We start from the raw sequence: 22,661 nt of genomic DNA on the forward strand, positions 1-22,661 counted from the left end.
GTATAACTACTGAACACTCATCGACACCCAAAGGAGCGTTCTATGCGTTATCAAAAACTTGGCAATACCGGTCTCTTTGTCTCCGAGCTGTGCCTGGGCACCATGACCTTCGGCGGCGAAGGCGGCATGTGGGGCAAGATTGGTCAGCTGCGGCAGAACGACGCTGAGCGGCTGGTGGGCGACGCCCTCGCGGCGGGCATCAACTTTATCGATACCGCCAACGTTTACTCGGAAGGGCGTTCGGAAGAGATCACCGGCCAGGCGCTGAAAAACCTCAAGATCCCTCGCGAAGACGTGGTGGTGGCGACCAAGGTGTTCGGTGAAACCGGCACCGGCGGAGTCAACTCGCGCGGTAGCTCCCGCTACCATATTATCGGCAGCGTCAAAGAGAGCCTGCGCCGACTCCAGCTGGATCATATCGACCTCTACCAGCTGCACGGCTTCGATCCGGCCACGCCCATTGAAGAGACGCTCTACGCCCTTGATAACCTGGTTCAGCACGGCCATGTCCGCTATATCGGCGTCTCCAACTGGGCGGCGTGGCAGATTATGAAGGCGCTGGGCATCTCCGAGCGCCTGGGGCTGGCCCGTTTCGCCTCGCTACAGGCTTACTACACCATCGCCGGGCGCGACCTTGAGCGTGAGCTGGTGCCAATGCTGCAAAGCGAAGGCGTGGGGCTGATGGTCTGGAGCCCGCTGGCGGGTGGCCTGCTGAGCGGCAAGTATGACCGCAGCGGCAGCGGAGAAGCGGGCGGGCGCCGACTAGAATTTGACTTCCCGCCGGTAGAGAAAGAGCGCGCCTTCGACTGCGTAGACGTGATGCGTAACATTGCCGACAGCAAAGGCGTGTCGGTAGCGCAGATCGCCCTGGCGTGGCTGCTGCATCAGCCGGTGGTCAGCAGCGTGATTATCGGCGCTAAACGTCCGGATCAGCTGGCGGATAACATTGCCGCGACGGAGATCCGCCTGAGCGAAGAGGAATTGAAACAGCTGGATGCGGTCAGCGCGCTGCCGCGTGAGTATCCAGGCTGGATGCTGGAGCGGCAGGGGGAATATCGCCGTAACCAGCTGGCACAACAATAAACGCAAAATAAAAAAGCCCGGCGATTGCCGGGCTTTTTACTGACTGCTGAAAATCTTAGTTCAGACGAACCGGCATCCCGGAACGGTTCTGAATCGCCTGCTCAACGACGCTCTGGTCGGCGTCCGGCTGGCTGGTGATGCTCTGCACGCTCTTGGTCAGCGCGATCGGCACAATCTCTTTGCCGTCAAACTGCGCTTCGGTGGTAGAGAGCGGGTTGTGAACCTCGATATAGCGGCTACCGTCTGGCTCAGTGGTCGCTTTTACCGGCTCATCGATAAACTGTACGCGGGTACCGACCGGCACGTTCTGGAACAGGAACTTGATGTCGTCGTTACGCAGACGCACGCAGCCGTGGCTCACGCGCAGGCCGATGCCGAAGTTAGCGTTGGTGCCGTGAATAGCATACAGGCGGCCAATGTACAGGGCATAGAGGCCCATCGGGTTATCCGGACCGGCAGGCACCACGGCTGGCAGCGGGTTACCGGCGGCAATGTACTCCTGGTGCATCTTCGCCGTTGGCGTCCAGGTCGGGCCGGCTTTCTTGCGCTCAACCTTGGTAGTCCAGTTGATCGGGGTGTCTTTACCCAGCTGACCGATACCGATCGGCAGTACGATCACGGTGTTGGTGCCTTTCGGGTAGTAGTAGAGGCGCATCTCGGCGCTGTTGATCACAATGCCTTCATGCACGGTGTCCGGCAGGATCAGCTGCTGAGGAATGTTCATCACGCTACCGCCCTTCGGCAGATAGGGGTCAATACCTGGGTTAGCTTCCATCAGGTTAGACAGCCCCATCTGGTACTGGGCCGCGTAGTACTCCAGCGGCTGGCTGTTGTTCTCTGGCAGGGTGATGACCTGGTTCTGGCCAATCAGACGGCTACCATCAGTCGGCAGCGGATAGGTTACAGCAGACGCGGATTTGCAAAACCCTACTACAGCGAAAGCCGCCGCTAAAATTGTTGTTAATTTCATATTCATGGTATGCGAGGTTTCTGTGCCACAGGCCGTTTAGTTAAGAATGCTCAAAAGGATGGGAGCGCATTATATGTGCATTCCCACGCGCATGGAATTGAGATGTGTACGAAATCACATTTTTTTCTCTCACCCTATTGTAGCAACTGTTCACACCTGCGCGATTTCGATTCGGAATTGTGGCATAATGCAGAGTTTGTCACACATTTTCAGGATAACACCGTGTTAGTTACCAGCAACGTCACCATGCAGTTTGGCAGTAAGCCGCTGTTTGAAAATATCTCCGTCAAGTTTGGCGGCGGCAATCGTTACGGCCTGATTGGGGCGAACGGTAGCGGAAAATCCACCTTTATGAAGATCCTCGGCGGCGACCTTGAGCCGACGCTGGGCAACGTCTCTCTCGATCCGAACGAGCGTATCGGTAAGCTGCGTCAGGATCAGTTCGCCTTTGAAGAGTTCAGCGTGCTCGACACGGTGATCATGGGTCACGGCGAGCTATGGGAAGTGAAGCAGGAGCGCGATCGCATCTACGGCCTGGCCGAGATGAGCGAAGAGGATGGCTATAAAGTGGCCGATCTCGAAGTGCTGTACGGCGAGATGGACGGCTACTCCGCCGAGTCCCGTGCGGGCGAGCTGCTGCTCGGCGTCGGTATTCCGGTAGAGCAGCACTACGGCCCGATGAGCGAAGTGGCTCCCGGCTGGAAGCTGCGTGTGCTGCTGGCCCAGGCGCTGTTCTCCGATCCGGACATTCTCCTGCTCGATGAACCGACCAACAACCTGGATATCGATACCATTCGCTGGCTGGAGCAGGTGCTGAACGAGCGTAACAGCACCATGATCATCATCTCGCATGACCGTCACTTCCTGAACATGGTCTGCACCCATATGGCGGATCTGGACTACGGCGAGCTGCGCGTTTATGCGGGCAACTACGACGAGTACATGACCGCGGCGACCCAGGCGCGTGAACGCCTGCTGGCCGACAACGCCAAGAAGAAAGCGCAGATCGCTGACCTGCAATCCTTCGTCAGCCGCTTTAGCGCCAACGCCTCGAAGTCTCGTCAGGCGACCTCCCGTGCGCGTCAGATCGATAAGATCAAGCTGGATGAGGTAAAAGCCTCCAGCCGTCAGAACCCGTTCATTCGTTTTGAGCAGGATAAGAAGCTGTTCCGTAATGCGCTGGAAGTGGAAGCCCTCACCAAAGGCTTCGATAACGGCCCGCTGTTTAAGAATTTCAACCTGCTGCTGGAAGTGGGCGAGAAGATTGCTATTCTCGGTGCCAACGGCGTGGGTAAAACCACCCTGCTGAAAACGCTGGTGGGCGATCTGCAGCCGGATAGCGGCACCGTGAAGTGGTCAGAAAACGCCAAAATTGGCTACTACGCGCAGGATCACGCCGCCGACTTTGATAACGATCTCACCGTCTTCGACTGGATGAGCCAGTGGAAGCAGGAGGGGGACGATGAGCAGGTGGTGCGCAGCTTCCTGGGTCGTCTGCTCTTTAGCCAGGACGATATCAAGAAGCCAGCGAAGGTGCTCTCCGGGGGCGAGAAGGGGCGTATGCTCTTTGGCAAGCTGATGATGCAGAAGCCGAACATTCTCGTAATGGATGAACCGACCAACCACCTGGACATGGAATCGATCGAGTCGCTGAACATGGCGCTGGAGATGTATCCGGGCACGCTGGTCTTCGTCTCCCACGATCGTGAGTTCGTGAGCTCCCTGGCGACCCGCGTGATTGAGATCACCCCTGAACGCGTCGTAGACTTCAGCGGGAACTACGAAGACTATCTGCGTAGTAAAGGCATAGATTAATTTCCCGTCGTCTTTCACGCTACAGGTGTGTTGGCTGCACCTGCTCACCCCGGTCACTTACCTATGTAAGCTCCCGGGGATTTACAGGTTTGCCGCCTTCCTGTAACGCGAAATACTTAGGGAAATTGGGCTATGAGAATGCCCGGTGGCGCTGGCGCTTACCGGGCCTACGAGCCATGTTTTGTAGGCCGGGCAAGGCGGAGCCGCCGCCCGGCATTGTTCAGATCATCCACGCATCCCCTTCAACACCATTCACCAGCAGCCTACGTTTTTCTCCTGCCGGTAGTGACACCTTTAGCACTTTCCATGTCGGACGGTAGTCCCCATGCGCCTTGACCTTCAGGTTAATCGTTGCCGCATCGCACACCATCTGCCACTCTATCCACAGCGCATTGCCACTCTGGTAGCCCCAGCTCTCACCATCATCTTCAAACAGCAGGCCGCAAGTACTGCCAACGCCTTTCAGCGGAAACAGCTTCAGCTCACGTGCGTTATCTTTTTCGGCGCTCACGTGGGTGATGCGCTCGCTGAGCGGCAGGCCTGCCCCGGCTCGTACCAGGAGGGGTAACTTCTCCAGCGGCGCGTCGCGAACGATCCACTGACCGCCGGAAAACCATTCGTGGGTATAGAAATCGTACCAGCCGTATTCATTTGCCGGTAGCCAGACACGGCGTTCGCGCGCGCCAGGCTCTACCACACTGGCAACCAGAAGATCGCGTCCCAGCAGAAAATCGTCACACTCCTCGAAGGTCTGTTCGTCATGCTCGTGATCGAGGAAAGTCGGGCGCAGCATCGGCTCATCGTCAGCATGTGCCTGCCACAGCAGGGTATAGAGATAGGGCAGCAGACGATAACGCAGTTCGATAGCGCTGCGAATGGCTGGCGTCACCCCTGAATACATCCACGGTTCATTCACCGTATGGTCATCATTCCACGAATGGATAGTAAAGCGCGGATGCATCACGCCGTTTTGTACCCAGCGGACAAACAGCTCTGCATCTGGCTTATCCCCAGAGAAACCGCCCACGTCGTGGCCGACGTTATATAACCCCGACAGGCTCATCCCCAGCCCCATCCGCGTGTTATAGCGCAGCGTCTCCCAGCTGGTGCGATTGTCCCCGCTCCAGGTTTGCACATAGCGCTGCATCCCGGCGCAGCCAGAGCGGGAGATAAGATACGGGCGCTTATGCGGGGCAAAGCGCTGCTGCGCCTCCAGCGAGGCGCGCATCATCAGCAGTGGCATTACCGGGCGAATATGCTTGATCGCAATTTCCCGGCCAAAGCCGTGGCAGCGCGCTTCGCCGTCCCAGACCTCGAACTCGTTATTGTCGTTCCACGTTGAGTCAATACCCATTTCCAGCAGCTGGCAGGTTACCCCCTCCTGCCACCAGGCAACGGTTTGCGGATTAGTGAAGTCGAGGTGCGAGCCTTCGTCATCCCAAAAGCTCGAACGCTCTGGGGCATCGGCTTCGGAATCGCGAATAAACAGGCCGCGCTCGGCGACCTCGCTATAGCGGGGATGATCCTGAAGCAGGCACGGCTTAATGTTGGCGGCAAGCTTTAGCCCGGCATCGTGAAACGCCTGGCTCATCGCCTTCGGCTGCGGCACCTTGTCGTAGTTCCAGTTAAAAACGTAGCGTTTGCCGTTAATTGAGGTGTAGCCGGACGATAGCTGGAACGAGTCACATGGAATAGCGTGCTCGTTACAGAGACGGATAAAGTTCATCAGCTGTTGCTGCGCGTCCGGCGCATCGGTGTAGTGCATGGTCGAACCGCTGTAGCCCAGGCTCCATTTTGGTCCAAACAGGGTTTTGCCGGTCAGGCGCACAAACGCTTTGGTCACGTCGAGCGCCCGTTTTCCAGTAAACAGGTAGTAATCAATATCGCCCGCCTCGGCCTGCCAACGGCGATAGGGCGTGTGGTAGTTATCAATTTCGTTACCGAGATCGAGCCAGCAGCTGCTCAGATTGTCATAAAACAGGCCATAGCTGATATCGTCGCGGCGGGTGAGGGTAAACGGAACGTGCTTGTACAGCGGGTCGGTACTCACCGCGTTGTAGCCCATAGCATCAAGGTTGCGCATTTCATAGCGCTTGCCGGTGCGTTGCAGAGTGCCCGCTTTTTCGCCAAGGCCATAGACGCGCTCATCTTTACGGCGGCTTTGATAGTGGGCCACGCCGTCGCCGTGAGCGTTCAGCAGATAGGCGCTGGTCGGCCGGTCGCTGACCAGCGCCTGCCACTCGCCTTCCGCGTTACGGTAGTGCCACTCCAACCACAGCGGCTGGTGAACGGTCACGCGCAGCTGTTCGCTGGCGATAGTTAACTGCTCGTCTCGCTGCTCCAGCGTCCACGCGGGGAGGGTGAAACCGCTCAGATCGTCGCGGGAGCGGCCTTCCCACGGCACGTCCTGCCCCGGGGCGATACTCCAGGTGCGGTCCAGCGCCAGCTCGCCTTTGCGTTTAACCAGCACGCGGAACAGATCCTCTTCCAGAACGTAGAGGCACAGCGTGTGCTGGCCGTCGATGGTCAGTTCCACGTGATGGGCCGACTGCGTGTTAAAAACCCAGTTTTTAAGCGTCTTCATAATTTATATCCACTCTCAGGTGCGCTTTGCGCGACGTTCAGCAATAAAGGTGACGAGGAAAAGGGCACCAATCAGGTCAAAAAAGCCCATCGCAACGAACAGCGGGTTGAAGCCGATCTTGTCGGCGGTCACCCCGATAAGCAGGGAGAAGAGAAAGCTGGCGATCCAAGCGGCGGAGCCGCGCATACCGTTAACGGTGGCCATCTGCCCCTTATCGAACGACTCCACCACCAGCGCGCTGAGCATGCAGGAGATGATCTGATGGCCGAAGCCACCTATCGAGATCAGGCCAATGATGATGTAGGGATCGCGGGTCAGGGTGACGATAGCCAGCGAAATCATCAGGAACGCGCCGGTGACCGAGCTGGCAACGATAGCGTTAATGCGCACGCAGCCAAACCAGCGGGTGTAGAGTTTGGTCAGGTAGCCGCTGGCGATGCTGCCGAGATCGGCGGCGAGAAACGGTAGCCAGGCGAACATAGCGATCTGCTTAAGATCCATTCCATGCTCTTTCGCCAGATAGAGCGGCACCCAGAAGCTCATGACCGCCCAGGCTGGCTCTGCCATAAAGGCCGGGATGGCAATACCATAAAAACGCCTGTTTTTTGACACGGTTTTCAGGGCGGTTAAAAAAGGGAGCCTGATGGCTGGAGGTTCATTATCCCGCTTGATCCAGGCCAGCTCCTCGCGATCCAGATTCGGGTGTTTTTCCGGGCTGTTGTAGAAGATCCACCACAGCACGACCCACAGCAGGGCCAGCACCCCGGTAAACATAAACGCCCCCTGCCAGCCGAAAGAGGCGTGGGCAAAATAGATAATGGGTGGGGCCAGCATCGCGCCGATTGAAAAGCCAACGCCAGCCCAACCGGCAGCGATAGGCCGCTCTGATTTTGGAAACCATTCGCCAATGGTTTTGGCATTTGCCGGGGTTGCCGCCGCTTCCGCGCCGCCCATAAAGAAACGCAGTATTGCCAGATGGAGCCAGTTACCCGCCCCGGCGTGGGCGATACAGGCGATTGCCCACAGGGTGGCACAGATCATAAAGCCCAGCTTGAGGCCAATAACGTCAATCAGCCAGCCGCAGAGGGGCTGGAAGAGGGTATAGGCTAGCTGGAATGCGCCGACGATCCACGAATACTGTTCGGTGGTAACGCCGAGGCTATCTTTCAGTTCTGGGGCGATAATGCCCAGCGAATTGCGGGTGATATAGTTCACGGTGACGCCGAGCAAGAACAGGATCAGCATCCACCAGCGTAGTTTTTTGATTACCCGGTGGCGCTTTGTTACCACCCCATCATTGTTGTTAATTCCCTGGCTCATCTGTTTCTCCGCACACGTTCTGTAGGGACGTTATGACGCGCCATGAGGGGTGTTATACCGAAATGGCCCGTCTGAGAATGTCTATTTTTTGCCTGGATTTTGTATACAACTAGTATGGAAGTTGTACGACAGGTTTACGTTAGGAGAGAAAAACGGAGAGCCATAGCAGATTTTGTGCAAGGATTCTCATCAATGTGCAGAATTATGCGGCACTATTGGAGCGTAACGGCTGTTCATCAGGTTTTAAACTCATGAAAATTTTCTCATGAGGCAAACGGAGCCAGATCACAAAATGGATAAAAAGCTCAAAATCAGTGAAATCGCGTGCCGAACTAACCTGTCGACCAGTACCGTGTCGAGGGTATTAGCCGGGAAGGCGAACACCAGTGAAGCAGCACGCCATGCCGTACTGGCCTGCGCCCGTGAGCTGGGCGTTATGGAGGGAATGGCGGCGGGCCGACTACTGCTCAACAACCTGGTTATTTTCGCTCCACAGCGCGCGTTCGATGAGCGCTCCGATATTTTTTATTACCGGGTGATCCAGAGCATTAGCAAAGCGGTCAGCGCGCATGAGGTCAGGCTACGCTACTGCGCGTTAGAGGAGCTGGGCAGTGATGCCAATGCCTTTATTACGCGAATGAATACCCCGGAGACCCAGGCGGCAATTCTGCTGGGCATTGACGATCCGCATATTCATGAGCTGGCAGCGGATTTAGCCAAACCCTGCGTGTTAATCAACTGCCGTGACAGGCGGATGCGTCTGCCAACCGTGGCACCAGACCACCGTGCAATAGGTGAATTTGCGGCTGATTATCTGTTTGATCTTGGCCATTGCAAGGTGGTGAACGTTCTCTGCCTGCGCCGCTACACAATGGATCTGCGCCTGGCTGGGATCAAAGAGGCCTGGCAGCGGCGAAACCTGAAGTTTCATAACCAACGGGATCTTATTACTGTTCCTCGCTTTAGCGCTAACGAGGCTGAGATACGGGTTGCGGAGTGGCTGGATAATCCGGCACATAAAAACACCCCGACGGCCTTCCTGGTAGGGGGGGATTTTATGGCGGAGGGAACCGTGCGGGCACTACAGCGCCGGGGCCTGCGCGTGCCGCAGGATGTATCGGTAATGAGTATTGATGCCTTTAATCTGGCTGCAATACAGGATGTGCCGCTGACGGCGGTGCATGTCCCCCGTGACGAGCTGGGGGTTGAAGCAGTACAGCTTTTACAGCAACGGCTTATTCGCCCACAGGCGGCGACTGGATCGCTATTGATTAACGGCACGCTGGTGGTGCGGGAATCGGTACGGCGGATACGGCCGGGCCAGCGCCGTACCACCATCGAGGAGGAAGGACTTTACGACGTTTAAGCCATCAAACTGATTCAGACTATTGTTCTACGTATGGAAAGCTACCTTCCCAGAGGTATAACTTATGCTTTTAACGACCAATCTCGATATCCTGATCGAAGGCACGCTCAATCAGGATTTTGATTATATTACCGGCGCTGAATCTATAGATGATGCTATTGATATTTATACCAGCGAGCTGGCAGCGAATGACCGGGCTGATTTAAAAAAAGAGGTATTAGCTTTTCTTGCCTACGATGAAAAAACAATCGAGTCTGAGTTCAGGGCGCGCTACATAAATTCTTTTGCACCAGAAGAGGGGAAAGGATTGTTATTGCGCATCCTTGAAGGGATAAACAACGCATGAAAAGCCATGAAACCTCTGCGTAAAGGCGGATACGACCGGGACAGCGTCGTACCGCCGTAGCGTACAGGAGCTAAGCCATGCCCAACGCGCGCTTGCCGTGCTCGTTTAAATCCGCCACCGTAAAGCGGTTCTCCCACGTCGCTTCATAATCCTCACGCGGGAAGTCCCCCGGCGACGCGCCGTTCTCTAATGCCACCTTGACCTTCTGGGCATAGGCGAGGTTCTTCTCGCACAGCGGCGCGGCGGGAATATACATCACATTGCCCCAGCCCTGCTGGTTCTCTACCGGTGCCACAGAGTGGATAACGTCACAGTGCCACCACACCGAGTCCCCGGCCTCCAGCGCCGGAATGCTGGTTAGCGCCTCGATCAGCAGCGGGTGCCACTTCTCAGAGACAGGCAGCACACGCCCAGGCGCAACGCCGCACAGCTCATCCTCCGGCACGTCGTCCAGCAGCGGGCGCAGCAGAACATAGGCCATCGCCTCGGGGATCGGTACCACGTGCAGCAAACCCTGGCCCGGCAGCATATCCGACAGCGCCGTCCAGCCCTGGAAGGTGCGGAACACCGAACACTTGGTGGTGTTATCCACGGTGTACTCTTCCACTTCGGTACGGTGCGCAGCGTGCCACGGATCGTAGCTGTCGATATCGCCATTAAACACCGAGGCGAAAACCTGCTGGTAGGCGGGCAGCAGCCAACGCTCCAGCGCCCCGGAATCGGTATGCGCGCCCAGCCCTTTTGAGGTCGTACCCGGTGGACGACGACGAATGCGGTCCGGATAGATCACGCTAACATCCGGATCGAACCACTGCTTGCCGTCGCTCTCAAAGGTCCAGAGGCGGTTTAGCAGGGACTGCACCTGCACCATCTCGCTGCTCTGGCGGGCCTGCATCTGCGCCTGCGACCAGTAGATGGGATAGATCTCCGGGCGTGAGGCCTCAAGCGTACCAAAGAAGCTATCCCCCGGCCCTCTATAGACGTCGTCGAAACGGTTCTGATCAAGGTAGGCCAGCATAGATTGATCCCAGCCCATCGCCTGCTCGCGCGGGAAGTGGCCCTTAATCACCGCACAGCCCCGGCGCTTGATCGCCGCACGCTGCGCCTCGCTAACATGACCGTTCTTCACATCTTCAAAAGGGATCACCGGCCAGACCGTTTCGCCTTTCGCTTTCAGGGCGTTGATCTCGGCTACCTGAGCGGCAATGCGCTCCTCAAGGCGGTTAAAGACAGCCTGCACGTCACCAATCTGCGCTCGCAGGGCCTGTTTTACCTGACGAATCGCCGCCTTGTGGTCGGCAGGCAGCGTTTCGCTTGCATACATTTCAGTCATATAACCCTCTCGTGTCTTTCATTCGAAAGTAATTAACTTACATATGCTAATTTAAGTTAAAAAAAAGTTAATGCAAGTTTAAAAAGATGATGGGCTGCACAAAAGAGAGAAGAGGCTAACGCCAGCCGCGAGCGTGCTGGCGTAGAGGAGCTTAGGCGTTAAAGGGTGGGGTGGCGTCGAGCACAGCCTGGATCACGTTCAGCGCGCCCTGCTGGTTGTTATTGTCGGTCTGGAAGTTGGCAATCGCTTTAATGGCCTCGCCAGCGTTGCCCATCGCAAAAGAGAATTTCGCCATGCGCAGCATCTCAGCATCGTTGCCGCTGTCGCCGATGGTGACGCAGTCGCTGGGCGAAAGCTGCCAGCGCTTGAGCAGGCGAGTAATACCGTTGGCCTTGTGCAGGCCGGGAATGATCAGATCCACAAAGCCGAAGCCGCTGGTGACCGGTTTCATTATGCCGTCGAGGGAGACGTGCAGGGCGTCCACCAGCTGCGGGATCTCGCTGTCCGGCAGGTTGAGGGAGAACTTAAACATCTTGTCGTCGATCTCGCGATAATCATCCACCTGCTTCAGACGGTGATAGTGGTGCGACATCAGCTCAACAAACTCCGGCGGCGCGTTTTTGCTGACGTAGGCGCTCTCCAGACCGCAGGCGACAAAGTTCAGGCCTTCGCTCTTGAGCAGCTCGCCCAGCACGATCTGGTACTCGTGGCGGGTCAGCTCGCCATGGAAGATCTCTTTGCCATGCTCGTAGACCAGCGCGCCGTTTTCGGCGACGAAAGAGATGTCGTCTTTGATTTCCGGAAAGAAGGAGATGAGCTGGTAGAACTGGTTGCCGCTGGCGACCACAAACTCAATGCCGCGCGCCTGAAGCTCACGGAACTGGCTGAGGAAACGGCTGCGGTCGTAGGCTTTGGCATCATCAAGGAAAGTTCCGTCCATATCAGTGACGATAACTTTTACGGTCATACGTTATGCTCCCAGGGTAAAAACATTCAGGAGCATTCTAGTAATGATGTGAGCAAATGCACACATTTAATTTCATATGAAAGTTGACAGTAGGCCCGGCAAGCTTGCGCCGCCGGGCGTTGCTGGTTACAACGTGTGCTCGGTACGGGCGATAATATCATCCTGCGCATCCGGCGACAGGGCGGTAAAGAATGCCGAGTAGCCCGCCACGCGCACCACCAGATCACGATACCGATCAGGGTGCGCTTTCGCCGCCAGCAGCGTCTCGCGGGAGACGATGTTGTACTGAATATGCCACCCTTTATGCACCTCGAAGAAGGTGCGCAGCAGCATCATCAGCTTCTGCCGATCGCTGTCGTTTTCCAGCGTGGTTGGGTTGAGCTTCTGGTTAAGCAGCACGCCGCCGAGAATCGATCCCACCGGCAACTTGCCGACGGAGTTGATCACCGCCGTGGGGCCGAACCGATCCGTCCCGGATGCCGGGCTCGCTCCCTCCGCCAGCGGGGTCATGGCTTTGCGTCCGTCTGGCGTCGCCATCGTTGCCGCGCCAAACGGCACGTTAGCCGAGATGGACGAGGTGCCCGCGTAGTAGTTGCCGCCGATGGGGCCGCGTCCGTAGCGTGGATTGTGATACTGCTTCAGCTCGTTAATATAGGTTTCGTAGGCGCGATTCAGCAGCAGATCGACGCTGTCATCGTCGTTGCCGTACTTTGGTGCGCCGTTGATTAAGCGCTGGCGCAGCTGTTCGTGGGTCAGCCCATCAAAGTCATCCGCCAGCGCCTCGGCGAGCTGCTGCTGGCCGATAACGCCCTGGTCAAAGACCAGCTTTTTCACTGCCGCCAGGCTGTTGCCGAGGTTGGCGATCCCTACCTGTAATCCCGATACCCAGTCGTACTTCGCGCCGCCCTGTTTAATGCTCTTTGCCCGCTCAATGCAGTCGTCCACCAGCGCCGAGCAGAGAATGTCGTGGACGTTCTCCTCCAGCATAGTGTCCACCACGTATTCGATCTCAATGGATTTGCGGGTGTAGTAGCGGATCTGCGCGTCCCAGGCTGCCATGACCTCGCTGAAGTCGGCGAAGTTACCTTTCGATAGCGCCTTCTCCTGAGGCAGGAACACCTTGCCGCTGGTGGCGTCGCGTCCTCCCTCCAGCGCGGCGAGCATCACCCGGGCGAAGTTGATAAAGCTCATCCCGGTGCAGCGGTAGCCCCACTTGCCGCCCACGGCGGTTTCGATACAGCCAATCGCCGCGTAGTCCCAGGCATCCTCCGGCGTAATCCCCAGCTTAATAAACTCAGGAATAACAATTTCATCGTTATTAAAGGCGGGCATGCCGAAACCGCAGCGGATCACCTGTACGCAGGCGTCGAGGAAATCGTTGCTCATTCCGGCGTGGTAGCGCACGCTCAGGTTGGGCTGAGTCGAGCGCAGGCGTCCACAGGATTCAAGAATGGCATACGAGAGCGGGTTGACCGCATCCAGCGCTTTACCGTCTACCCATTTCTGGCCGCCGATGGTCACGTTCTGATACAGCGGGCTCCCGGCTGACGCCTTCGAATGCGATCCGGAGCGGATCTTGTTCACCTCCAGCAGCTTCAGCCAGCAGCCGTGCAGCAGCTCGATGGCCTGTTCCCGGGAGAGGGTCTGATTCAGCTCGACGTCGCGGCGGTAGTAAGGATAGAGATACTGATCCATGCGGCCAAACGAAACCGAATGGCCGTTGGATTCGATCTGCAAAATCAGCTGGATGAAGTAGCAGAGCTGTAACGCCTGCCAGTAGGTTTCCGGTGGACGATGGGCGATGATGTCGCAGTTCTCGGCTATTTGCAGCAGCTCATCCCGGCGGCTGACGCGCGGCTCGGCGTTGGCCATCTCACGGGCGAGGGCGGCAAAGCGGCTGATATGGTCGCTGACCGCATGCAGGACTATCTCTATCGCCTTCAGGAACTGCTCCCCGTGCAGATCCTCCAGCACGGTGAGATTGATGCGCGACCGACGCTCGGCTACCTTTGCGCGCAGACCGTCCAGCCCTTTCTCCAGCAGCAGCGGATAGTTGACCGCCAGGTGTGCATCGCCGGAGGTCATATTGCCCTCGGCCTTGATAATACCGGTCGCCAGCAGGGCTTTCTGCTCATCGGTAAACATGCCGTAGCAGCGATCCTGTACCGTCTGGCCGCGCCACCACGGGCAGATCTCATGCAGCACGCGCTTGTTCTCTTCGCTCACCGCAAAGCCCGCGCCAGGGCGATCGGCCAGGCCGTCAATCTCCTTTTCGATCCACGAGACGGTGTATTCCGGGAAGATAGGCGCGGCGCGGAGCTCGCTTGCCTGGTTGCCGATAATCAGCTCATCATGCTTAATCCAGATGGTGCGCTCGGCAAGATGGTGGGAGAGGGCCAGCGCTCGGCGCACCGCAATGGGCTTATCGAGATGCTGCCGGTAGGCCTCGGTATAGTGCCGGGCGCGCTCGGTACAGACCGGGGGCTTAACAATGTGCACCAGCGCATCTTTATGCGCCTGAATGCGGCGGGTCAGCGTATCAAGACGTAATTCGGTCATGGCATTATCCTCGTAGGGTTGCGGTCAGGCCATACTCGCGGGCGGACGCTTCGGCGAAGGCCAGCAGGCCCGGCGCGTCGAGCGGCTTATCGGGCGCGGTATAGGGCTGATTCAGCAGGTGATATTTGTTGATGCCCAGCGTGTGATAGGGCAGAAAGTGGATCTCCTCGACGTTAAGCTCGTGGGCGGCAAAGCGGGTAATCGCCGCGATGGAGGCCTCATCAGCGTTAAAGCCGGGGATCAGCGGCACACGGATAATCAGCTGCTTACCCCGCGCCGCCAGCCGTTTTAGGTTCTCCAGCACGCGCCTGGCCGAGCCGTCGGTCCAGGTCTTAAACACCCTGCTGTCGACGTGCTTGAGATCGGCAAGAAAGAGATCGGTATAGGGCAGGGAAGGTTCGATGTAGCGCCAGGGCACGTGCAGGCAGGTTTCAACCGCCGTGTGAATGCCGTGCTCAACGCTGGACTTCAGCAGCGCGGCACTGAGCGCCGGCTGCATAAAGGGTTCGCCACCGGAAAGCGTGATCCCGCCCCCGCTGCGCTGGTAAAAGGGTTTATCCCGCAGCACGATGGCCATAATCTCCTCTACCGGTTGGTTTTCGCCGCAGACGGTCAGGGCCTGGGTGGGGCAGCAGCTTTCCAGCGCAGCAAGATGCGCCTCACTGAGCTTTTCCCGATGGATCAGCAGGCCATTGAGCGCCCGGTCAATTATGCCCGGTGCGACCTGCTGGCAGAGATCGCATCCGGCAAGACAGAGGCGGGCATCAAAAAGTACCTCCCGCGTCTGGGCGCGGCTCTCCGGGTTTTGGCACCAGCGACAGGCCAGCGAGCAGCCTTTCAGGAAGACGACGGTGCGAATGCCGGGGCCGTCGTGGGTAGAGTAGCGCTGAATATTGAAAATCATAACCTGCCCTCATGTTTCATATGCAGATTAAATTACTTTCGAATGAAAGTTATTTTGACGCGGGTCAACATATTGGCAGGTTGAATTAGTTAAGTTCTAAACCATGCTTAATCTCTCACTTTGAGGAGTTCATATGGAACTGTACCTGGACACCGCCGATGTGGCGGCAGTAAAACGGCTGGCCCGCAGCTTCCCGCTGGCCGGGGTCACTACCAACCCGAGCATCGTGGCGAAAGGCAACCTGCCGCTGGTGGCGCTGCTGCCGGCCCTGCATGATGCCCTGGGTGGAAAAGGGCGGCTCTTTGCCCAGGTATTAGCGAACAACGCCGAAGAGATGGTGGCCGAGGCGCATAAACTGCGCGCTATCATCGCCGATATCGTGGTGAAGGTGCCGGTAAGCGCGGAAGGGCTGGCGGCGATCAAGCTGCTGAAAGCCGAGGGGATCCCGACGCTGGGGACGGCGGTGTACGGCGCGGGACAGGGCCTGCTGAGCGCGCTGGCCGGAGCCGAGTATGTGGCACCCTATGTTAACCGCGTGGATGCTCAGGGCGGAGACGGTATTCAAACGGTGACGGATCTACAGCGTCTGCTGACCCTGCACGCGCCGGGATCAAAGGTGCTGGCGGCGAGCTTCAAGACCCCGCGCCAGGCGCTGGATTGCCTGCTGGCGGGCTGCGAGGCGATTACCCTGCCGCTGGACGTGGCGGAGCAGTTTATCGCTGCCCCTGCGGTAGAGGCGGCCATCGTTAAGTTTGAGCAGGAGTGGCAGACGGCGTTTGGCCGGACAGGTATTTAACCGTTATCCGCCACACACCTCGCACTGCGGGTTGCGCATTAACTTCATCTCGCGGAACTGACAGGTCATGGCGTCGTACAGGACAATTTTCCCGGCGGCGCTCTGGCCAAACCTCGTCAGCACCTTGATCGCCTCCATCGCCTGCAGTGCGCCAATGACCCCGACCAGCGGCGCCATCACCCCCGCCTCAACGCAGGTCAGCGCCGTATCGCCAAACAGGCGGCTCAGGCAGCGGTAGCATGGCTCTCCCTCCTGCCAGGTAAAGACGCTAATCTGCCCCTCCATGCGGATCGCGGCCCCGGACACCAGCGGCACCCTGGTCTTGAAGCAGCCAGCATTAAGCTGGTTGCGGATCTCGACGTTATCGGTGCAGTCCAGAACCAGATCGTGGGCGGCAATCTGGGCGTGCAGCGCCTCGCCTTCTAATTGCGCATTGAGCGTGGTGAAGCTCACCAGCGGATTGATCCGCGCCAGCGACGCCCGCGCCGAGACGACCTTCGGCTGACCAATGGTTGCGTCGCTATGCAGGGTCTGGCGCTGCAAATTCGACAGCGACACGGTGTCGAAGTCCAGCAGCGTCAGGTGACCGATGCCCGCCGCCGTCAGGTACTGGGCAGCGGCGCAGCCGAGTCCGCCCAGGCCCACCACCAGCACGCGGGAGGCTTTCAGCGCCTCCTGCCCGTCAAAATCGAAGCCGCGCAGGACAATCTGCCGGTTGTAGCGCAGCATCTCGCTATCGCTCAGCTCGACGGCCATCACAGCCCCCCAAACAGATGGTTAAACGGCTCGATCTCTACCCACTCCCCTGGCTCGACGCTGCCGCGCTCGCGCTCCAGCACGATAAAGCAGTTGCCCTGGCTAAAGGAGCTGAAGATGTGGGAACCCTGGTGACCGGTCGTGCTCACCTGTAAATTCCCCTCGGCGTCGCGCTCAACGATACCGCGCTGGAAGTCGAGACGCCCCGGCGTTTTCTTCAGCCGGGTAGCGGCCCGGACCCGCAGGCGCGGCGGCAGGGGGCTGCCAGGCTTGCCGCTCAGGCGGGCCAGCAGGGGCTGAACCAGCTGGTAGAAGGTGAGCGCCGCCGAGACCGGGTTACCCGGCAGGCCGCAGAACCAGGCGCGGCGGAGCTTGCCGAAGGCAAACGGCTTGCCTGGCTTAATCGCCAGCTTCCAGAAGGCGATCTCCCCCAGCTCTTCCAGCAGGGTTTTGGTGTAGTCCGCTTCGCCCACCGAGACGCCGCCGGAGCTGATCACCACGTCGGCCTGCTGGTCAGCGGCAATAAACGCCTCGCGCAGCCGGGCGGGGTCGTCCGGAATGATGCCGAGGTTGATCACCTCGCAGCCGAGCTGCTCCAGCATGATGTGCACTGCCAGCCGGTTAGTGTCGTAGATCTGGCCATCGCCCAGCGGCTGACCCGGCAGTTGAAGCTCATCGCCGGTGGAGAAGAGGGCCACCCGCACTTTGCGCACGACCTCAACCTCGGGAATGCCGAGGGAGGCCAGCACCGGCAGCTCCGCCACCGTCAGAGTGGTGCCCGGCGCATAGACCACGGCACCCTGGGTAATATCCTCCCCGGCGCGGCGAATGTGCTGTCCAGGACGCACGTCACCGGTAAACAGCACCCCGGCGTCGCTCTGTTCGGTCTCCTCCTGCATCACCACCGCATCGCAGCCCGGCGGAATGGGCGCACCGGTCATAATGCGGATGCAGCTCCCCGCAGGCCACTCGCCGTGGAACGGCTGCCCGGCAAAGGCTTTGCCCGCCACCGGCTGCGGCACGCCAGCCCGTAGCGCATCAAGACGCACGGCGTAGCCATCCATCGCGGCGTTATCGAAGCCCGGGACGTTAAGCGGGGAGACAATCTCTCGCGCCGTCACCCGGCCAAAGCTGGCGTGCAGGGGCAGCGTTTCGTAGTCGGTGAGGGGGGTAATGTGCGACAGCATCTGAGCGAGCGCCGCGTCAAGCGGGATCAGCCCGGCGGTATGGTCCATGAGTTCACTCCTGGGAGGGCAATCTGGGAAATCAATGCGCCATTATGGCAGAAAACCGGGCCAGACTGTATGTACCCATTATGTGCCATTGCCGCGCGCGCGCTTTACATCATCGTTTCGACTTTCTATAGTCAAAATTCGTATGAAACTGCGGCGACGATAATGATATTTATAGAAAAAGCTGCCAGCCGAGCAAAAGATAATGACTAAGCCGCAAATTCAGCAAACTGAAAATAGCCCCGTGCTGGAGGTCAGCAACCTGAACATTCGTTTCGAAAACGAAGGCCAGGTGACGCAGGCGGTGCGCGATCTGTCGTTCAGCCTGCAACGCGGCGAGACGCTGGCGATCGTCGGGGAGTCCGGCTCGGGCAAATCGGTCACCGCCCTGGCGCTGCTGCGTCTGCTGGAGCAGCAGAGCGGAGCCAGCGTGCAGTGCGATGGGATGCGGCTCCAGCGGCGCAATCGCCAGATAGTGGATCTCAACGCCTTAAGCCAGGCGCAGATGCGCGGCGTGCGCGGGGCCGATATCGCGATGATTTTCCAGGAGCCGATGACCTCTCTCAACCCGGTGTTTACCGTGGGGGAGCAGATCGCCGAATCGATCCGCCTGCATCAGAAGCTGGGGCGCGAAGCGGCGCTCACCGAGGCGAAACGGATGCTGGAGCAGGTGCGCATTCCGGAGGCCGACGCGATCCTCGCCCGCTACCCGCACCAGCTCTCCGGCGGCATGCGCCAGCGGGTGATGATCGCCATGGCGCTCTCCTGCCGTCCTGCGGTGCTGATCGCCGACGAGCCGACCACTGCCCTGGACGTGACAATTCAGGCGCAGATTCTACAGCTCATTAACGTGCTGCAAAAAGAGATGGCAATGGGGGTGATCTTTATCACCCACGATATGGGCGTGGTGGCGGATATCGCCGACCGGGTGCTGGTGATGTACCAGGGTGAGGCGGTCGAGACCGGTCCCGTGGAGACCGTGTTCCACAGCCCGCAGCACGCCTACACCAAAGCGCTGCTGGCGGCCGTGCCGAAACTGGGGGCGATGAACGGCAGCGATCTGCCTCGCCGCCTGCCGCTGGTAAGCAAGGAGCATCCGGACCAGCACGAGGCTGAAATTGAGCAGGATACGGTGGTTGACGGCGAGCCGATCCTCCAGGTGCGCGACCTGGTGACCCGCTTCGGTCTGCGTAGCGGTATTCTCAACCGCGTCACCCGCGAGGTACGCGCCGTAGAGCATGTTAGCTTCGACCTTTGGCCTGGCGAGACGCTGGCGCTGGTAGGGGAGTCCGGCAGCGGAAAATCCACCACCGGCCGGGCGCTGCTGCGGCTGGTGGAATCCCAGGGCGGGTCTATCCTGTTTGAGGGCAAGCGGATCGATACCCTGCCGGACAGCAAGCTGCAGCCGCTGCGTCGGGATATCCAGTTTATCTTCCAGGATCCCTACGCCTCTCTCGATCCGCGCCAGACGGTGGGTTACTCGATTATGGAGCCGCTGCGCGTGCATCGGCTGATGGGGGTGGAAGATGCCCAGCGCCGGGTGGCCTGGCTGCTGGAGCGGGTGGGGCTCAAGCCCGAGCACGCCTGGCGCTATCCCCATGAGTTTTCCGGCGGCCAGCGGCAGCGCATCAGCATCGCCCGCGCGCTGGCTCTCGATCCCAAAGTGGTGGTCGCCGACGAGGCGGTTTCCGCCCTGGACGTCTCAATCCAGGCGCAGATTATTAATCTGCTACTCGATTTGCAGCGGGAGATGGGCATCGCCTTTCTGTTTATCTCCCACGATATGGCAGTGGTGGAGCGTATCAGCCATCGGGTAGCGGTGATGTACCTTGGACAGATCGTGGAGATCGGTCCCCGGCGGGCGGTGTTTGAAAACCCGCAGCACCCCTATACGCGCAAGCTGATGGCCGCCGTGCCGGTGGCCGAGCCGGGGCATCCTCGGGCGCAGCGCGTGCTGCTCTCTGACGATATGCCCAGCAATATCTATAAGCCGGGTGAGGATCCACACCGCGTGGAGCTGCACTGCGTCGGGCCTGGCCACTATGTTGCCCGCTCGACGCCCGGCAGCACGCAATCTCGTTTTTAATCGTTAACAGGCAGGGAACTTCAGGAGAATAAGATGACACAATTTGTTGCGCGTAAATGGCGACTGGCGCTAGGCGTTGCCGCCGCGCTCGCCGTGGCACCCGCCTTCGCTGCCAAAGACGTGGTGGTGGCCGTCGGGTCGAACTTCACCACGCTCGATCCCTATGACGCAAACGACACGCTCTCCCAGGCGGTAGCGAAGTCGTTCTATCAGGGGCTGTTTGGTCTTGATAAAGACATGAAGCTGCAAAACGTCCTTGCCGAGAGCTACACCGTCTCTGACGACGGGCTGGTTTATACCATTAAGCTGCGCAGCGGCGTCAAGTTCCAGGACGGCACCGACTTTAACGCCGAGGCGGTAAAGGCCAACCTCGACCGCGCCAGCAATAAAGAGAGCGGGCTAAAGCGCTATAACCTCTACAAAAATATCGCTAAAACCGAGGCGGTGGATCCCACGACGGTGAAGATCACCCTCACGCAGCCCTTCTCGGCGTTTATTAATATTCTCGCCCATCCGGCCACGGCGATGATCTCTCCCGCCGCGCTGAAAAAGTATGGCAAAGAGATTGGCTTCCACCCGGTGGGCACCGGCCCGTACGCGCTGGAGACCTGGAACCAGACTGACTTTGTGAAGGTGAAGAAGTTTGCTGGCTACTGGCAGCAGGGGCTGCCGAAGCTGGATACCATCACCTGGCGTCCGGTGGTGGACAACAATACCCGCGCGGCGATGCTTCAGACCGGCGAGGCGCAGTTTGCCTTCCCGATCCCCTACGAGCAGGCCGCCGTACTGAAGAAGAACCCCAGGCTGGAGCTGGTCGCCAGCCCGTCAATCATGCAGCGCTACATCAGCCTCAACGTAACGCAGAAGCCGTTTGATAATCCGAAGGTGCGCGAGGCGATCAACTACGCCATCAACCGCCAGGCGCTGGTGAAGGTCGCCTTTGCTGGCTACGCCACTCCGGCCACCGGCATCGTGCCGCCGTCTATTGCCTACGCCCAGAGCTACCAGCCGTGGCCCTACGATCCGGCCAAGGCGCGGGCGCTGCTGAAAGAGGCGGGCTACCCGAACGGGTTCACCACCACGCTATGGTCTTCCCATAACCACAGTACCGCCCAGAAGGTGCTGCAGTTTACCCAGCAGCAGCTGGCCCAGGTTGGCATCAAAGCGCAGGTCACGGCGATGGATGCCGGGCAGCGTGCCGCCGAAGTTGAGGGCAAGGGGCAGAAAGAGAGCGGCGTGAGGATGTTCTACACCGGCTGGTCGGCGTCGACCGGCGAAGCGGACTGGGCGCTGTCGCCGCTGTTCGCCTCGCAGAACTGGCCGCCAACCCTGTTCAACACCGCGTTCTACAGCAATCCGCAGGTTGATAAGGATCTCGCCGCCGCGCTGAAGACCACCAGCAACGAGGAGAAGGCGCAGCACTATAAGGCGGCGCAGGATACCATCTGGAAAGAGTCTCCGTGGGTGCCGCTGGTGGTAGAGAAACTGGTTTCCGCACACAATAAAGATCTAAGCGGTTTTTATATCATGCCGGATACCGGCTTTAGCTTTGACGACGCAGACTTAAAATAGTCGTGCATGGCCTCCGTCCAGCGCGGCGGGGGCCAGCAACAGGGTAGAAGATGCTTAACTATTTTTTTAAACGCCTGCTCGGCCTGATCCCCACGCTGCTGATTGTGGCCGTGCTGGTGTTTCTGTTCGTGCATATGCTGCCGGGGGATCCAGCGCGGCTGATTGCCGGACCCGAGGCCGATGCGCAGGTGGTGGCGCTGGTGCGCCAGCAGCTGGGCCTTGACCAGCCGCTGTGGCAGCAGTTCTGGCACTACATCAGCAACGTGTTGCAGGGCGACTTTGGCATGTCGATGGTCTCCCGACGTCCGGTGGCAGAGGAGATCGCCAGCCGTTTCATGCCCACCTTCTGGCTCACCATTGCCAGCATGGTCTGGGCAATGCTGTTCGGCCTCGCCGCGGGCATTGTCGCCGCGGTCTGGCGCAACCGCTGGCCGGATCGCATCGGCATGGCGCTGGCGGTGACCGGTATTTCGTTTCCGGCCTTTGCCCTCGGCATGCTGCTGATGCAGGTCTTCTCCGTTGAGCTGGGCTGGCTGCCCACGGTGGGGGCGGATAGCTGGCGACACTACGTTCTGCCGTCGGTAACCCTCGGCGCGGCGGTGGCGGCGGTGATGGCGCGCTTTACCCGCGCCTCCTTTGTTGACGTGCTCAACGAGGACTACATGCGCACCGCACGTGCCAAAGGGGTGAGCGAGAAGTGGGTGATCCTCAAGCATGGCCTGCGCAACGCCATGATCCCGGTGGTGACCATGATGGGCCTGCAGTTTGGCTTCCTGCTCGGCGGCTCGATTGTGGTCGAAAAAGTCTTTAACTGGCCCGGCCTTGGCCGTCTGCTGGTGGACTCGGTGGAGATGCGCGACTATCCGGTGATCCAGGCCGAAGTGCTGCTCTTCTCGCTGGAGTTTATTCTTATCAACTTAGTGGTGGATATGCTCTATGCTGCCATTAACCCGGCTATCAGGTACAAGTAAG

Annotated in this window: 17 protein-coding genes; 8 read left to right on the forward strand and 9 right to left on the reverse strand. The window is 59.0% G+C overall.

The features are described 5' to 3' along the window. Positions 1–42 precede the first annotated feature (42 nt). On the forward strand, positions 43–1,083 hold the full coding sequence (locus WFN61_RS02275) for an aldo/keto reductase (protein ID WP_312282233.1): 1,041 nt from the start codon (positions 43–45) through the stop codon (positions 1,081–1,083). Positions 1,084–1,138: 55 nt separating this feature from the next. Here WFN61_RS02275 and ldtB read toward each other — a convergent pair whose 3' ends face one another. Next, entirely contained in the window at positions 1,139–2,059 is a 921-nt protein-coding gene (ldtB, locus tag WFN61_RS02280; protein WP_222889979.1) for a L,D-transpeptidase, read from the reverse strand. Positions 2,060–2,275: 216 nt separating this feature from the next. On the opposite strand from ldtB, the gene WFN61_RS02285 reads away from it, so the two are divergent. After that, positions 2,276–3,868 carry an ABC-F family ATPase gene (locus WFN61_RS02285; RefSeq protein ID WP_144813238.1) on the forward strand — a complete coding sequence of 531 codons (1,593 nt, stop codon included), beginning with the start codon at positions 2,276–2,278 and terminating at the stop codon, positions 3,866–3,868. Positions 3,869–4,088: 220 nt separating this feature from the next. Here WFN61_RS02285 and WFN61_RS02290 read toward each other — a convergent pair whose 3' ends face one another. Together WFN61_RS02290 and WFN61_RS02295 are read right to left on the reverse strand one after the other, a co-directional pair. Beyond that, positions 4,089–6,452: a glycoside hydrolase family 31 protein gene (locus WFN61_RS02290; protein ID WP_337037451.1), complete on the reverse strand. Its 2,364-nt coding sequence runs from the start codon at positions 6,450–6,452 to the stop codon at positions 4,089–4,091. 15 nt (positions 6,453–6,467) lie between these two features. Then, a complete protein-coding gene (locus tag WFN61_RS02295; RefSeq protein WP_257757018.1) occupies positions 6,468–7,772 on the reverse strand; it encodes an MFS transporter in 1,305 nt (434 codons plus the stop codon). A 292-nt stretch (positions 7,773–8,064) separates the two neighbouring features. Between WFN61_RS02295 and WFN61_RS02300 the strand changes: the two genes are divergently transcribed. Next, complete coding sequence (locus WFN61_RS02300) at positions 8,065–9,138, forward strand: LacI family DNA-binding transcriptional regulator (protein ID WP_257757019.1); 1,074 nt, start codon at positions 8,065–8,067, stop codon at positions 9,136–9,138. 64 nt (positions 9,139–9,202) lie between these two features. Beyond that, a complete protein-coding gene (locus WFN61_RS02305) occupies positions 9,203–9,484 on the forward strand; it encodes a contact-dependent growth inhibition system immunity protein (RefSeq protein ID WP_257757020.1) in 282 nt (93 codons plus the stop codon). A gap of 70 nt (positions 9,485–9,554) precedes the next feature. On the opposite strand, the gene WFN61_RS02310 is transcribed toward WFN61_RS02305, so the two are convergent. The 4 genes from WFN61_RS02310 to WFN61_RS02325 all read right to left on the reverse strand — a co-directional run bounded on the left by WFN61_RS02310 (position 9,555) and on the right by WFN61_RS02325 (position 15,247). After that, a complete protein-coding gene (locus tag WFN61_RS02310; protein WP_337037455.1) occupies positions 9,555–10,817 on the reverse strand; it encodes a DUF1479 domain-containing protein in 1,263 nt (420 codons plus the stop codon). A gap of 151 nt (positions 10,818–10,968) precedes the next feature. After that, on the reverse strand, positions 10,969–11,784 hold the full coding sequence (locus tag WFN61_RS02315) for a Cof-type HAD-IIB family hydrolase (RefSeq protein ID WP_144813228.1): 816 nt from the start codon (positions 11,782–11,784) through the stop codon (positions 10,969–10,971). 126 nt (positions 11,785–11,910) lie between these two features. Beyond that, entirely contained in the window at positions 11,911–14,343 is a 2,433-nt protein-coding gene (locus WFN61_RS02320; RefSeq protein ID WP_337037457.1) for a formate C-acetyltransferase/glycerol dehydratase family glycyl radical enzyme, read from the reverse strand. Between the two features lie 4 nt (positions 14,344–14,347). Beyond that, positions 14,348–15,247 carry a glycyl-radical enzyme activating protein gene (locus tag WFN61_RS02325; RefSeq protein WP_312282231.1) on the reverse strand — a complete coding sequence of 300 codons (900 nt, stop codon included), beginning with the start codon at positions 15,245–15,247 and terminating at the stop codon, positions 14,348–14,350. 133 nt (positions 15,248–15,380) lie between these two features. Between WFN61_RS02325 and fsa the strand changes: the two genes are divergently transcribed. Then, positions 15,381–16,043, forward strand: a complete 663-nt coding sequence (fsa, locus tag WFN61_RS02330) for a fructose-6-phosphate aldolase (RefSeq protein WP_312282230.1) — start codon at positions 15,381–15,383, stop codon at positions 16,041–16,043. Positions 16,044–16,046: 3 nt separating this feature from the next. On the opposite strand, the gene moeB is transcribed toward fsa, so the two are convergent. Further along, positions 16,047–16,799: a molybdopterin-synthase adenylyltransferase MoeB gene (gene moeB / locus WFN61_RS02335; RefSeq protein ID WP_257757025.1), complete on the reverse strand. Its 753-nt coding sequence runs from the start codon at positions 16,797–16,799 to the stop codon at positions 16,047–16,049. Then, on the reverse strand, positions 16,799–18,034 hold the full coding sequence (moeA, locus tag WFN61_RS02340) for a molybdopterin molybdotransferase MoeA (protein ID WP_337037459.1): 1,236 nt from the start codon (positions 18,032–18,034) through the stop codon (positions 16,799–16,801). Before moeA ends, moeB begins: the two co-directional genes overlap by 1 nt. Before the next feature lie 202 nt (positions 18,035–18,236). Here moeA and gsiA point away from each other — a divergent pair, with 202 nt between their 5' ends. The 3 genes from gsiA to gsiC are packed head-to-tail and all read left to right on the forward strand — an operon-like array spanning position 18,237 to position 22,660. Continuing rightward, positions 18,237–20,117, forward strand: a complete 1,881-nt coding sequence (gsiA, locus tag WFN61_RS02345) for a glutathione ABC transporter ATP-binding protein GsiA (RefSeq protein WP_312272659.1) — start codon at positions 18,237–18,239, stop codon at positions 20,115–20,117. Positions 20,118–20,150: 33 nt separating this feature from the next. Then, a complete protein-coding gene (gsiB, locus tag WFN61_RS02350; RefSeq protein ID WP_144813208.1) occupies positions 20,151–21,689 on the forward strand; it encodes a glutathione ABC transporter substrate-binding protein GsiB in 1,539 nt (512 codons plus the stop codon). A gap of 50 nt (positions 21,690–21,739) precedes the next feature. Then, the gene (gsiC, locus tag WFN61_RS02355) at positions 21,740–22,660 is read left to right on the forward strand and encodes a glutathione ABC transporter permease GsiC (RefSeq protein ID WP_144813204.1); all 921 of its coding nucleotides are present in this window, start codon (positions 21,740–21,742) and stop codon (positions 22,658–22,660) included. Position 22,661: the final 1 nt, after the last annotated feature.

Origin of the sequence: Pseudescherichia sp. AS216, assembly GCF_037152055.1 — a bacterium.
In the GTDB taxonomy this organism is placed as follows: domain Bacteria; phylum Pseudomonadota; class Gammaproteobacteria; order Enterobacterales; family Enterobacteriaceae; genus Pseudescherichia.

Bases quoted from the DNA above. Each gene is read 5' to 3' on its own strand.
- WFN61_RS02275 (WP_312282233.1), top strand. From the start codon at position 43: ATGCGTTATCAAAAACTTGGCAATACCGGTCTCTTTGTCTCCGAGCTG.
- ldtB (WP_222889979.1), bottom strand. From the start codon at position 2,059: ATGAATATGAAATTAACAACAATTTTAGCGGCGGCTTTCGCTGTAGTA.
- WFN61_RS02290 (WP_337037451.1), bottom strand. From the start codon at position 6,452: ATGAAGACGCTTAAAAACTGGGTTTTTAACACGCAGTCGGCCCATCAC.
- WFN61_RS02295 (WP_257757018.1), bottom strand. From the start codon at position 7,772: ATGAGCCAGGGAATTAACAACAATGATGGGGTGGTAACAAAGCGCCAC.
- WFN61_RS02300 (WP_257757019.1), top strand. From the start codon at position 8,065: ATGGATAAAAAGCTCAAAATCAGTGAAATCGCGTGCCGAACTAACCTG.
- WFN61_RS02305 (WP_257757020.1), top strand. From the start codon at position 9,203: ATGCTTTTAACGACCAATCTCGATATCCTGATCGAAGGCACGCTCAAT.
- WFN61_RS02310 (WP_337037455.1), bottom strand. From the start codon at position 10,817: ATGACTGAAATGTATGCAAGCGAAACGCTGCCTGCCGACCACAAGGCG.
- WFN61_RS02315 (WP_144813228.1), bottom strand. From the start codon at position 11,784: ATGACCGTAAAAGTTATCGTCACTGATATGGACGGAACTTTCCTTGAT.
- WFN61_RS02320 (WP_337037457.1), bottom strand. From the start codon at position 14,343: ATGACCGAATTACGTCTTGATACGCTGACCCGCCGCATTCAGGCGCAT.
- WFN61_RS02325 (WP_312282231.1), bottom strand. From the start codon at position 15,247: ATGATTTTCAATATTCAGCGCTACTCTACCCACGACGGCCCCGGCATT.
- fsa (WP_312282230.1), top strand. From the start codon at position 15,381: ATGGAACTGTACCTGGACACCGCCGATGTGGCGGCAGTAAAACGGCTG.
- moeB (WP_257757025.1), bottom strand. From the start codon at position 16,799: ATGGCCGTCGAGCTGAGCGATAGCGAGATGCTGCGCTACAACCGGCAG.
- moeA (WP_337037459.1), bottom strand. From the start codon at position 18,034: ATGGACCATACCGCCGGGCTGATCCCGCTTGACGCGGCGCTCGCTCAG.
- gsiA (WP_312272659.1), top strand. From the start codon at position 18,237: ATGACTAAGCCGCAAATTCAGCAAACTGAAAATAGCCCCGTGCTGGAG.
- gsiB (WP_144813208.1), top strand. From the start codon at position 20,151: ATGACACAATTTGTTGCGCGTAAATGGCGACTGGCGCTAGGCGTTGCC.
- gsiC (WP_144813204.1), top strand. From the start codon at position 21,740: ATGCTTAACTATTTTTTTAAACGCCTGCTCGGCCTGATCCCCACGCTG.